Consider the following 12,404-nt stretch of genomic DNA (forward strand, 5'->3'; position numbering starts at 1 on the left):
CCCGAGGGGAATCGGGGGAGGGGGACGACTCCATGTACAGCGTCATCGTCGTGCCGCCGTCGTGCGGCAGTGTGGCCGACCAGTTGAGGATCAGCGCGGGTGAGCGCGTCGAGTTCGGCAGGGCCGGATCCGGCGGCGGGCTCACCATCGCCCACGAGGGGGTGCCCCGGGTCGCCGGGGAGATCGCGGCGCACCGGACGTTCTGGCTGCTGAGCAACCTCAGCGAGGATCAGACCTACGTGGTGGAGAACCCGGAGGGCGCCGGCGAACACATCAAGGTCGCTCCGGGCCGCGTGGAGGCGCCCGTACCGTTCGAGCTGGCACGGGTGACCCTGCCCGCAGCGGGTGACCTGCTCACCTTCGACGTCTGGGCACCGCGGCACGTCTTCCGCAGCGTCGAGCGCGGGGGTCTGGAGGGGACGGGGACCGTACCGGCGTTCGCGCTGGACCGCACCAAACGGTACTTCGCGGTGCTGGCCGCGCTGTGCGAGCGGCGCCTGCGCGGTGAGCCCCGCGCCCCGCTGCCCGCCGTCGAGGAGATAGTGGAACGGCTGCGCCCGAGCTGGCCCAGGGTCAGCCGCTCCGCCGTCTACTGGAACATCGACTACCTCGCCGTCAAGCTGCGGCTGAGACCCGGCCCGGAGACTGCGGAACCGGGTCGGCGCACCCACGGCAAGAAGGAGTCCCTGGCCTCGCTCGCCCTCCGCTTCGACCTGGTCCGCGAGGACGACCTCGTGGTGCTGGAGCCGGTCCCGAGCGGGGCGCAGCGGTGACCGGGCGGCCGTACGCGGTCCCGGTGCCGAGGGGATACCGGATCGGGCCGTGGGAGGTGCGTGAGCCGCTCGCGTCCGGAGCGTTCGCCACGGTCTACGAGGCGGTCCGTGACGGTTCCGCCGGACCGGACCGCGCCTCCGACGGCGGTGGGCCACCACGCCGGGCGGCACTGAAGTTCCTGCCCACCGGCACCCGTACCCCGCGCCAACTGCACCACCTGCGCGACCTGGCCGAACGCGAGGTGCAACTGCTGCGGCGGCTGCGCTCGCCCCGGCTGATCCGCATGTACGACACGCTGACGGTCGACGACCCGGACCATCCGGAGCTGGACGGCGCGACCGTCCTCGTCCTGGAGCTGGCCGAGGGCTCCCTGGACGCGGTACTGGCCCGGACACCGAACCCGGAGTCGGGGCCCGCCCTGCTGGCGCAGATCTGCGAGGGCCTGCACCAGCTCCACCACGCGGGCTGGGTGCACGGAGACCTGAAACCGGCCAATGTTCTGCTGATGGCGGACGGTTCGGCCCGCCTCGCCGACTTCAACTTGGCCGCGGAGCTGGAGGGCACCCACGCTTACGCGCCGGTCTTCGCCACCCCGGACTACACCCCGCCGGAACTCCTGTGGCCCGAGGTCGACGAGCGCGGCACCCGTATCCGCCCGTCCGCCGACGTGTGGGCCTTCGGCGTCCTCGCCCACGTGGTGCTGACCGGCGAGTTCCCGCTGCCCGGCGGCACTTCGGAGGCCCGCTCCGACGCGGCGACGCGCTACGCCCGGGGCCACGAGGAACTGCGCCTGTCCCCCGGCCTTCCGGACGCCTGGCGGGGCATCCTGCGGGACTGCCTGGCCCCGAGCCACGCGGAGCGCACCACCGACACCGCATCGCTGCTGCGCAGGGTCGAGGAGGCCGCGGGCGCCTCCCGGTCCGCCCGGCTCCCGAGGCTCCGCCCCCGGCGGTGGCGCCGCCCCGCCCTGGCGGCGGCGACCGCTGCGGCGATCGTGGGCGTGGTGAGCCTCGCCTACACGGCCCCGTGGGAATCGGCCCCGGCCGCCGCGGCGCCGCCCACCTGTGAGAGGCCCGTGGTGTACGAGAGCTCCGACGGCCGCGGCTACATGGCGGGCCACAGCGGCACCTGGGACTTCACCATCAAGCGCGGCGACGGCGGCAGCCAGGTCAGGGAGTTGCAGTGCCTGCTCCGCCACCTCCACGGGATCACGGAGGTCGGCGAGGTGGACGGCGACTTCGGCCCGAAGACCCAGAGCGCGGTCGTCATCTTCCAGAAGCGGGCGGGCCTGGACGCGGACGGGATGGTGGGGCCGGCGACTTGGCGGGCGCTGCGCGAGGGCCGGGAAAGCTGACCGGCTGCCCGTCCCCCGCCCTCCGAACCGGGGCACGAAGAGCGTGAACCCCTCCCAGCGAGGTGTTCACGCTCTTCTCAGTCGTTCTTCTCAGTCGTTCTTCTCAATCAGTCTTCTGGTCAGTGGAAGAAGTGCCGCGTCCCCGTGAAGTACATGGTCACGCCGGCCTTCTTCGCGGCCTCGACGACCAGTTCGTCACGGACCGAGCCGCCGGGCTGGACCACGGCCTTCACGCCGGCCGCGGTGAGGATCTCCAGGCCGTCCGGGAAGGGGAAGAACGCGTCGGAGGCGGCGTACGCCCCCTGCGCGCGCTCGGCGCCGGCCCGCTCCACCGCGAGCTTCGCGGAGTCGACGCGGTTGACCTGGCCCATGCCGACGCCGACGGAGGCGCCGTCCTTGGCGAGGAGGATCGCGTTGGACTTGACGGCCCGGCACGCCTTCCAGGCGAAGGCCAGCTCGGCCAGCTCCGCCTCGGACAGCGCCTCGCCGGTCGCGAGGGTCCAGGTGGCCGGGTCGTCACCCTCGGCCTGGAGGCGGTCGGTGACCTGGAGGAGGGCGCCGCCGTCGATGGGCTTGACCTCGACCGGGGCGGCGGGGGCCTCGGGGGCGCGCAGCACGCGGATGTTCTTCTTCTTGGTGAGGGCTTCGAGGGCGCCGTCCTCGTAGTCCGGCGCGACGATGACCTCGGTGAAGATCTCGGCGACCTGCTCGGCCATCTCCTTGGAGACCGGGCGGTTGACCGCGATCACGCCGCCGAACGCGGACAGCGGGTCGCAGGCGTGCGCCTTGCGGTGGGCCTCGGCGACGTCCGCGCCGACGGCGATGCCGCACGGGTTGGCGTGCTTGATGATCGCGACGCACGGCTCGGCGTGGTCGTACGCGGCACGGCGGGCGGCGTCCGTGTCCGTGTAGTTGTTGTACGACATCTCCTTGCCGTGCAGCTGCTCGGCCTGCGCGAGGCCGCCGCCCTCGGGGGCGGTGTAGAGCGCGGCGGGCTGGTGCGGGTTCTCGCCGTAGCGCAGGGTGTGGGCGCGGTCGTACGTGGCGCCGAGGAAGTCGGGGAACCGGGACTCGTCCACGGGGGCGTACTCGGCGGCGAACCAGGAGGCGACGGCCACGTCGTACGCGGCGGTGTGCTGGAAGGCCTCGGCGGCCAGCCGCTTGCGGGCGGCGAGGTCGAAGCCGCCGTCCTTCACTGCGGACAGCACGTCGGCGTACCGGGCGGGGCTGGTGACGACCGCGACGGAGGGGTGGTTCTTGGCGGCGGCGCGGACCATGGAGGGGCCGCCGATGTCGATCTGCTCGACACACTCGTCGGGGGTGGCGCCCGAGGCGACGGTCTCGCGGAACGGGTAGAGGTTGACCACGACCAGGTCGAACGGCGCCACGCCCAGCTCGTCGAGCTGCTGCCGGTGGCTGTCCAGACGCAGGTCGGCGAGGATGCCGGCGTGCACCTTGGGGTGCAGGGTCTTGACCCGGCCGTCCAGGCACTCGGGGAAGCCGGTCAGCTCCTCGACCTTGGTGACGGGCACGCCGGCCGCGGCGATCCGCCCGGCGGTGGAGCCGGTGGAGACGAGCTCGACGCCGGCCTCGTGCAGCCCGCGCGCCAGCTCCTCCAGCCCGGTCTTGTCGTAGACGCTGACGAGCGCGCGACGGATGGCCCGCTTGTTGCTCCCGGCGGTGGCGGTGGCGGTCACTGGATAACTACCTTTCGTCCCTCAATGCGATAGCCGTTGCGGGCGAGCCGCCCCACGACATCGACGAGCAGCCTTCGCTCGACTTCCTTGATGCGCTCGTGCAGAGCGCTCTCGTCGTCCTCGTCCCGGACCTCCACCACGCCCTGCGCGATGATCGGCCCGGTGTCGACGCCGTCGTCGACGAAGTGGACGGTGCAGCCGGTGACCCTGGCGCCGTACGCGAGCGCGTCCCGCACACCGTGGGCTCCCGGGAAACTGGGGAGGAGCGCGGGGTGGGTGTTGACGAACCGTCCGCCGAACCGCGCCAGGAACTCCTTCCCCACGATCTTCATGAACCCGGCCGAGACCACGAGGTCCGGCTCGTGGGCGGCGACGGCCTCGGCGAGCGCCGCGTCCCACGCGTCACGGGTCCCGTAGTCCTTGACCTTCGTCACGAAGGTCGGCAGGCCGGCGCGCTCGGCGCGCGCGAGTCCCTCGATGCCGTCACGGTCCGCGCCCACGGCGACGACCTCGGCGCCGTAGGCCTCGACGCCGGTGGCGGCGATCTCGTCGAGGAGCGCCTGCAGGTTGGTGCCGGATCCGGAGACCAGCACCACTAGGCGCTTGGCTCGCTGGGCCACGGGCTTGGCGGCCACGGTGGGGGCCTTTCTCGGGGGAGCGGGTCTTCACGGCCGTACGTTTTGTACGTTCATCCGTTTGTGCGGTCGTACGAATGCTTCGCGCCCCGGGATACGGGGAAGTCTACGAAGCGGTCGACCGTCAGCAACGATACCGGCACACCGGGCGGCCCCCTCGGGACGGGGGCGTGGCCGGAAGGTAGCGTCTGCGTGGAGCCGGACCGGGAACGCGGCCCGCGCGTCACGCGTTCACAGGTCGGGCCGACCAGTTCGCCCGTGCCTCACCGTCAAGATCGCCAAGGGGAAGACGCTCACTTGATGCCGGACCGCAGCCTGCGACTGCTCACGCTCCCCCAGCAGTCGGCACAGCCAGGGGAGCGCAGCACCGTGTTGCTGCGGGAGCGTCCCTCCTCACCGCCCGACTCTCCCTCGGACGGCGCCGCCGACAAGGACGCCGGCAGGGGCGCCGACAGGGACAATCCGTTCGCACCGCCCCCGGAGGGCACGCCGGACCGCCCCTGGCAGCCGCGGCACCCGTCGGGCGACGACGACTCCCAGGGCGGTGGCGGACGTTCTCCGTGGGGCGGCCAGTGGAGCGACCGGCAGCCCGGCCGGTCCTCCGGCGGCTTCGGCGAGCGTCCCGGCGGTTCCGGTTCCGGTTCCGGCCCCGAGGGCCCGGGCGGCGGCCCCGGTCCGCGCTGGGACCCGACGGACCCGGTCCAGCGACGTGCCCGCTACGCCTTGCTGAGCGGCATGTGGGCCCTGTTCTTCGCCCTGTTCACCTGGCCGTACGTGGCCCTGCTGCTCGGCGCACTCGCCCTGTACTGGGGCATCAGCTCCCTGCGCGCCAAGCCCCGCGCCGCCTCCGACCCGGACACTCCGGCCCGGCCCGCCGACCAGACCGGCCGACCGCAGCGCACCGCGGCGATCAGCGGCCTGGTCACGTCCTCCCTGGCCGTCCTCCTGGTCGCCGCGTCCTTCGGCGCCCAGCTGGTCTACAACGACTACTACACCTGCCGCAACGACGCCCTCACCAACGAGGCGAAACAGGCGTGCGACCGCCACCTGCCGGAACAGCTGCGGGATCTGCTGGGCACGGAGGGCTGAGACGGCGGGGGGCCGCTTCAGCCCGTCCGGCGTTTGAGGACGAGGCCGTTCAGGCCGAAGCGGGGGTCTGGGGGCGGCAGCCCCCAGGAACGGGACGGGAAGGGGCGGCGGGGGCGAACAAACCTCCCGGCCCCCTATCCGGGCCCGCCGCCCCCACCACTCACGGCGCCCGAGGCGGCTCCCGAGCAAAGTCGACCGGCAGAAGATCGTACGGCACCGCGCCCTCGTCAGCCGGCTCCTCCCCCACACCCCCGCCCTCCCCACGCCGCCCCCGGAACGGCAACCGCGCCCACCCCCACCGACGCCCACCGGCATCGCCCGCCTCCGCTCCCGCCCTCGGCGCCTCCACCGCGCCCTCCGCCACGGCTCCCGCCGCAACTCCCCACCCCCGCCACCGCCACACCCGCGCCCCCCGCGCCACCACCGCCACCGGCACCGCCACCACCGCGATCCACCCCAGCGCCGCACCCCCGACCTGCCACCACACCGGCCCGAACCGGGCAAGCGCGGCACTGCCGAGCGGACCGCCCGCCAACGCGGCCAGCAGGGCGACCAGCACCGCGCACAGCACGGCGGCCAGGACGGCGGCGCCGACGGTTCGCCGCCACGACCACACCGCAGCGGCCTCATCGCCCGCCGACGCTGCCTCCCGGCCCACACCCGCCGTGGCCGCCCTCGCCGTGAACCACCCCACCACCACCCCCGACACCAAGGGCACCGTCCCGGCCGCCCAGTGCAGCGGCGTGCCCGGCCCCTCGTCCGGCACCGCCGCCAGCAGCGGGAACGGCGGCAGCAGCGGTGCCGGCGCGGAGGAGAGCGGGCCCACGACATGACCGGCGCCGAGCACGAACCCCGGGCCGAGGGCGTACGCCGCCGCCCACACCGCCGCGTTCGGCACCAGGGTCAGACAGAGCAGCAGTACGGCGAACCGCCCCGACCACCCCTCGGTCAGCCGCAGGAACGCCTCCTGCGCGGCGCCCCCGTGCCACACCAGCGACACGGCGAGCAACAGCGCCCCGCCCCCGACGAGCACCGCCGCACCGGCGCCCGCGGCGCGCGTGGCGGCGCCCAGGCGCGCGTCCGGCTCCACGATCAGCTCCCGCAGGCTCCGCGGCAGCACCCGCAGCACCCGGCCCACCGGGCCGCCCGGACGGCCGAACGCCGTCCACACTCCCGCGCCCGCCGCACCCATGGTGACCAGCGGCAGACAGATCGCCGCCCACCACAAGGACGGCCGCAGGGCAGCGTCGGCCGAGTACAGCACGACGGGCGTGGCGACGGCGAGGTAGCCGAGCACGACCCCCGCCCAGGCGTTGCGCGCGGAGACGGGCGGTGGCCCGGCGTCCCGCAGGCGCCCGCCCGCGCCCAGGCGTACGGCCCCCGCCTTCGCGCCGGCTCCCACGGCCACCCCCACTCCGTCCCCGGGGTCGGTGGCGTCCCGGGCCGCGCGATGCAGCAGCCACACCGGCAACAGGAGCAGCAGCAACGGGGTGACGCCCACGGGCGCGGGAGTACCCGAGAGCGTGTCGGCACGGACCAGTTCGGCCCCGTGCGCGAGCACCCACAGTGCCGCGGCGACGTGCAGCGTGCCGCCGGGGCCGTTGTCGGGGTAGGGCGAACTGATCCAAAGCACCGTCACGAGCACGGCGCACGACGCGAGTCCCAGCCCGGCCGCGACGGCGCCGCCGAGGAGGCCGTCGGACAGACCGGGCGACCGGTCGCGCCACCGGGTGCGCAGCAGGGACAGCGGGGCTGGACGAGCGGTCGTCTGCATCACGCCGCCATGCTCCCAACGACACGCGCTTTCCCGGCGTAACAGGCGAAGCCCCGCTGTGTCGCTCAATATATGTTTATGTACTTTTTCGTACGAAGGGGCGTCCTGTGACACGGAGCCCCGCAACCCCGCTCCCTCCCCCCAAGGCACGCCGACGCCTGCGCGAGTCCGCCGCGCTGACGCAGGCTCAGCTCGCGGCGCGAGTCGGGGTCGCCCGCGAGACGGTCCGTGCGTGGGAGTCCGGCCGCACCACTCCGCGCGGCCGCAAACGGGAGGCGTACGCGCAGCTGCTGAGCACCCTGGCCGAGGAGGCGGCGGCACGGCGGGCCAAACCGACACTCACGCCGGAGCCGGAGCCGGAGCCGAGGCCGGAGCCCGAAACGGAACAGTCACCGGTGCCCGTCGTCGTGGCCGTGGGAGCCGGGGCCCCGAGCCCCGCCGAGGAGGCCGTCGACAGTCTCGTACTCCCCGCGAAGCCGCTGGAAGAGCGAGGTCCGGAGGAGCAGCCGGACCGCAGCACGGAAACGGAACCCCACTCGGAGCCGGTGCCCGGGGCAGCGCTCCCCGGCCGGGACGGCCTGACCCCCGCTCAGGCCTTCGACGCCCTGTACCAGTTCGGTGCCCCGTCCCTGGTGCGACAGGCCTACCTGCTGACCGGCCGGCGCGAACTGGCGCGCGAGTCGGTGGAGCGGGCCTTCCAGGTCGCCTGGGAGCACTGGCCCGAGGTGGCCCGCGACCGCGACCCGATGGGCTGGGTGCGGGCGGCGGCGTACGAGTACGCGCTCTCGCCCTGGCAGCGGTTCCGGCTGCGCCACCGGCACCCGGAGCCGCCCCCCGCCGATCCCGGCGACCGCACTCTGCTGAACACCCTGCTCAGACTCCCCCCGCCACACCGCCGCACGCTCCTGCTGTACGACGGCGTGGGCCTGGGCCTGCCCGAGACCGCGGCGGAGACGGAGGCGAGCACCCCGGCGGCGGCCAACCGGCTGATGCGCGCCCGCGAGGCCCTCGCCGGCCGGCTGCCCGAGCTGGCCGATCCGCAGGTGCTGCACCGGCGGCTGGCCGAGCTGGCGTCGGCCGAGCGGCTGCGGGCGGCCGAACCGACGGCGGTGCGCACGGGCAGTGAACGCCGGGCGCGTTTCCTGACCCGGGCCGCGATCGCCTTCACGGTCGCCCTCATCGGGACCACGGCCCTGACCCTGCGTACCGCGCCCACGCACTACGAACCGCCCGTCTCCCCCGGGGAGACGGTGCGCGGGGTGCCGCCCAGGGTCGCGCCGGGACCGTTGTCCGACGAGCAGCTGGAGCTGCGGCAGAAGCTGCGGGACCAGTTGCAGGACGGCCCGGAACGGCTGACGCCCCGGATCGGATGACGTACGCCGAGTGGGCCCGCCCTCTGACGAGGACGGGCCCACTCGGTGTGGTGCGCTGTGCGCCGTGGCGCGGAAGGTGCTCAGCCGGCCAGGATCTCCCGGGCGAGCTTCGCCGTCTCGGTCGGCGTCTTGCCGACCTTGACGCCGGCGGCCTCGAGGGCCTCCTTCTTCGCCTGGGCGGTGCCGGACGAACCGGAGACGATGGCGCCGGCGTGGCCCATGGTCTTGCCCTCGGGCGCGGTGAAGCCGGCGACGTAGCCGACGACCGGCTTGGTCACGTTGGCCTTGATGAAGTCGGCCGCACGCTCCTCGGCGTCGCCGCCGATCTCGCCGATCATGACGATCAGGTCGGTCTCGGGGTCGGCCTCGAACGCGGCGAGCGCGTCGATGTGCGTGGTGCCGATGATCGGGTCGCCACCGATGCCGACGGCGGTCGAGAAGCCGATGTCACGCAGCTCGTACATCATCTGGTACGTCAGCGTGCCGGACTTCGAGACCAGGCCGATGCGGCCCGGCTTGGTGATGTCGCCCGGGATGATGCCGACGTTGGACTGGCCCGGGGTGATGATGCCGGGGCAGTTCGGGCCGATGATGCGGGTCTTGTTGCCCTTCTTGCCCGCGTACGCCCAGAAGGCGGCCGAGTCGTGCACGGCGATGCCCTCGGTGATCACGACGGCCAGCGGGATCTCGGCGTCGATGGCCTCGACGACGGCGTCCTTGGTGAACTTCTCCGGCACGAAGATGACGGAGACGTTGGCGCCGGTCTTCTCGATGGCCTCCTTGACGGTGCCGAAGACCGGTACCTCGTTGCCGTCGAAGTCCACGGACTGACCCGCCTTGCGCGGGTTCACGCCGCCCACGACGTTGGTGCCGTCGCCGAGCATGAGCTTGGTGTGCTTCATGCCGGTGGCGCCGGTCATGCCCTGGACGATGACCTTGCTGTCCTTGTTGAGCCAGATAGCCATGGTGTGTTGGTGTCCTCGTCCTGAGTGCTTACTTGGCGGCGTGGGCCAGCTCGGCGGCCTTGTCGGCCGCGCCGTCCATGGTGTCGACGCGCTGGACCAGCGGGTGGTTGGCGTCGGTGAGGATCTTGCGGCCCAGCTCGGCGTTGTTGCCGTCGAGGCGGACGACGAGCGGCTTCTCGACCTTCTCGCCGCGGTCCTCGAGGAGCTTCAGCGCCTGGACGATGCCGTTGGCGACCTCGTCGCAGGCGGTGATGCCGCCGAAGACGTTGACGAACACGGAGCGGACGTCCGGGTCGCCGAGGATGATCTCCAGGCCGTTCGCCATCACCTGGGCGGAGGCGCCGCCACCGATGTCCAGGAAGTTGGCGGGCTTGACGTCGCCGTGCTTCTCACCGGCGTACGCGACGACGTCCAGGGTGCTCATGACGAGACCCGCGCCGTTGCCGATGATGCCGACCTCGCCGTCGAGCTTGACGTAGTTGAGGTTCTTCTCCTTGGCAGCCGCCTCGAGCGGGTTGGCGGCGGCCTTGTCGTGGAGCTCCTCGAAGTCCGGGTGGCGGAACTCGGCGTTGTCGTCAAGCGACACCTTGCCGTCGAGGGCGATGACGTCGCCGGAGACGACCTTGGCCAGCGGGTTGACCTCGACCAGGAGGGCGTCCTCCTTGATGAAGGTGTCCCACAGCTTGACCAGGATGTCGGCGACCTTGTCGGCGACCTCGGCCGGGAACTTCGCGGCCTCGACGATCTCGCGCGCCTTCGCGGGCGTCACGCCGTCGATCGCGTCGATCGGCGTCTTGGCGACGGCCTCCGGACGGGTGGCCGCCACCTCCTCGATCTCCACGCCGCCCTCGACGGAGGCGATGGAGAGGAAGGTGCGGTTGGCACGGTCGAGGAGGAAGGAGACGTAGTACTCCTCGACGATCTCGGGGGCGGTCTCGGCGATCATCACCTTGTGGACCGTGTGGCCCTTGATGTCCATGCCGAGGATGTCCGTCGCGCGGGCGACGGCCTCGTCCGCCGAGGCGGCCAGCTTCACGCCACCGGCCTTGCCGCGGCCACCGACCTTCACCTGAGCCTTGACGACGGACTTGCCGCCCAGACCCTCGGTGATCGCGCGCGCCGCCTCAGGCGTGTCGATGACTTCACCGGCCAGCACCGGTACATCGTGCTTGGCGAAGAGGTCCCTCGCCTGGTACTCGAACAGGTCCACGCGCTTCCGTCCCTATCAGTGATCTCGCGGTTCGTTGGATGCGTGGGCGTGCCGCGAAGGGCAACGTGACGTCCGCTGTGAGTCACAAGGGAGGCGCACACGGTGTCCGAGCGCGCGGCATGTCCGTCTCGCAGGTTATCGCCGCTTGCGGGGGGTCTCTAAATCGTGGGTCACACCTGAGCGGTGATGCCTGTCACATGATGCCGCGCTCACTGGCACGGGGTGCCTGGTGTGAGGGGCGGAAAACGCAGGGAAGGGCCTCACCGGGTTGGGGTTGACCCGGTGAGGCCCGTGGAACGCCCCGGAGGGCCGCGGGAGTGCGGCCGTCCGGGGTGCGGGCGGCCGGTCCCCACCCCAATGGGGACCGGCCGGCCCGGTCCGCGGAGCTACGGCCGGACGGGGGCCGACGGCTTTCGGCCGGACCGTCCGGGCCGCGCGCTCCGCGAAGCCGGCCTGATGGCGGAGGCGGTCGTCAGGCCCCGTAGGGGTTGCCGAGCGCGCCGTAGGCGCCGTCCCGGAGGTCCTGGGCGTAGCCCGGGGTGACCGACTCGGCGACGTTCTGCGCGCCGGTGACGGCGTTGCCCGCCAGCGGGGTGCCCTGGACGGTGCCAGTCAGGTCCTGCGCGAAGGGGACGGCCTGCCCTGTGACGTCGTACGCGAAGGGGGCCGCCTCCCCGGCGACGCCGTACGCCAGCGTCGTGGCGCTCTCGCCGACGCCCCCGACGACCGGCCGCACCGTGTCGGCCACGGTGTCGACGACCGGGCGCACAGCGCCCTCGACACCCCCGGCGAACGCCCCGGCGTGCCCGGTCACGCCCTGGGCCAGGGGCGGCACGGTCCCGGCGACACCGTCCGCGAACGGGCGTACGTCGCCCACGACCCCGTCGGCCAGGACGCCGGCGTCCCGGACGGCCTGCCCGGCGACGGGCACGGCACCGTCCACGGCGGTGTTCGCGACCGGCGGCAGAACGGCGTCCCCGGTGTCGCCGGTGACCTCACCGGCCAGCCCGGCGGCGTACGGCCGCACGTCGCCGACGATCCCCTCGGCGACCGGCACGGCACCGCTCACCGCCTGCTCCGCGACCGGCGGGGTGACCGTGCCGGCCGTCTCCTGGGCGGCGGCCTGTGCCTGGTCGAGTTCCGGGGCGAAGGCGGAGAGGGGGCCGAAGAGGTAGTCGATGTCGGCGGTGGCCGCGTCCGCGTCCGCGTCCGGCACGGGGGTCTCGACGGAGGTCGTCACGGAGGCGGTGTCGGGGGCCGGGACGGGGGCCGGGACGGTGTCCGACGCGGAGGGGGCGTCGGGGACGGACACGGAGGCGGCGGGCAGTTCATCGGCACTGGCCACGGCGGAGCCCAGTGCCCAGGCGCCGGTGACGCCGGCGGTGATGACGATGGAACGGCGGATGTTCTTGTTCATGGGTGTGTCAGGTCCTTCGAAGAGCTGAGCTTGGGACATTCCGAATCCCGGATGCCTGGCCGGCGTCGCGCCACTGGGGTCGGCCCCTGAGGGCGGACCAGGGCGAGCGGCTCGGG

At 73.2% G+C, this 12,404-nt stretch carries 10 protein-coding genes; 4 read left to right on the plus strand and 6 right to left on the minus strand.

Going from position 1 to position 12,404, the window contains the following annotated elements; all coding sequences use genetic code 11:
- Positions 1–32: 32 nt before the first annotated feature.
- Together AMK11_RS08830 and AMK11_RS08835 are read left to right on the plus strand one after the other, a co-directional pair.
- Positions 33–773, plus strand: a complete 741-nt coding sequence (locus AMK11_RS08830) for a hypothetical protein (RefSeq protein ID WP_073724899.1) — start codon at positions 33–35, stop codon at positions 771–773.
- Complete coding sequence (locus AMK11_RS08835) at positions 770–2,128, plus strand: protein kinase domain-containing protein (RefSeq protein WP_073724901.1); 1,359 nt, start codon at positions 770–772, stop codon at positions 2,126–2,128. The genes AMK11_RS08830 and AMK11_RS08835 overlap by 4 nt, the downstream gene beginning before the upstream one ends.
- A gap of 119 nt (positions 2,129–2,247) precedes the next feature.
- Here AMK11_RS08835 and purH read toward each other — a convergent pair whose 3' ends face one another.
- Both purH and purN read right to left on the minus strand, forming a co-directional pair.
- Positions 2,248–3,825, minus strand: coding sequence for a bifunctional phosphoribosylaminoimidazolecarboxamide formyltransferase/IMP cyclohydrolase (gene purH / locus AMK11_RS08840; protein WP_073724903.1), 1,578 nt, complete (start codon positions 3,823–3,825; stop codon positions 2,248–2,250).
- The gene (gene purN / locus AMK11_RS08845; RefSeq protein WP_073724905.1) at positions 3,822–4,460 is read right to left on the minus strand and encodes a phosphoribosylglycinamide formyltransferase; all 639 of its coding nucleotides are present in this window, start codon (positions 4,458–4,460) and stop codon (positions 3,822–3,824) included. Before purN ends, purH begins: the two co-directional genes overlap by 4 nt.
- A 300-nt stretch (positions 4,461–4,760) precedes the next feature.
- On the opposite strand from purN, the gene AMK11_RS08850 reads away from it, so the two are divergent.
- Complete coding sequence (locus AMK11_RS08850; protein ID WP_073724907.1) at positions 4,761–5,549, plus strand: hypothetical protein; 789 nt, start codon at positions 4,761–4,763, stop codon at positions 5,547–5,549.
- A 160-nt stretch (positions 5,550–5,709) separates the two neighbouring features.
- Here the strand turns inward: AMK11_RS08850 and AMK11_RS08855 are convergent, their stop codons facing one another.
- Complete coding sequence (locus AMK11_RS08855) at positions 5,710–7,323, minus strand: cell division protein PerM (RefSeq protein WP_073725698.1); 1,614 nt, start codon at positions 7,321–7,323, stop codon at positions 5,710–5,712.
- Between the two features lie 107 nt (positions 7,324–7,430).
- Here AMK11_RS08855 and AMK11_RS08860 point away from each other — a divergent pair, with 107 nt between their 5' ends.
- Positions 7,431–8,696 carry a helix-turn-helix domain-containing protein gene (locus AMK11_RS08860; protein ID WP_073724909.1) on the plus strand — a complete coding sequence of 422 codons (1,266 nt, stop codon included), beginning with the start codon at positions 7,431–7,433 and terminating at the stop codon, positions 8,694–8,696.
- Positions 8,697–8,776: 80 nt separating this feature from the next.
- On the opposite strand, the gene sucD is transcribed toward AMK11_RS08860, so the two are convergent.
- From sucD to AMK11_RS08875, 3 genes are all read right to left on the minus strand, one after another.
- The gene (gene sucD, locus AMK11_RS08865) at positions 8,777–9,661 is read right to left on the minus strand and encodes a succinate--CoA ligase subunit alpha (RefSeq protein ID WP_073724911.1); all 885 of its coding nucleotides are present in this window, start codon (positions 9,659–9,661) and stop codon (positions 8,777–8,779) included.
- A gap of 28 nt (positions 9,662–9,689) precedes the next feature.
- Complete coding sequence (sucC, locus tag AMK11_RS08870) at positions 9,690–10,871, minus strand: ADP-forming succinate--CoA ligase subunit beta (protein ID WP_073724913.1); 1,182 nt, start codon at positions 10,869–10,871, stop codon at positions 9,690–9,692.
- 472 nt (positions 10,872–11,343) lie between these two features.
- Complete coding sequence (locus tag AMK11_RS08875; RefSeq protein ID WP_073724915.1) at positions 11,344–12,288, minus strand: hypothetical protein; 945 nt, start codon at positions 12,286–12,288, stop codon at positions 11,344–11,346.
- Positions 12,289–12,404 lie beyond the last annotated feature (116 nt).

Origin of the sequence: Streptomyces sp. CB02414 (genome assembly GCF_001905385.1) — a bacterium.
Lineage (GTDB): Bacteria > Actinomycetota > Actinomycetes > Streptomycetales > Streptomycetaceae > Streptomyces.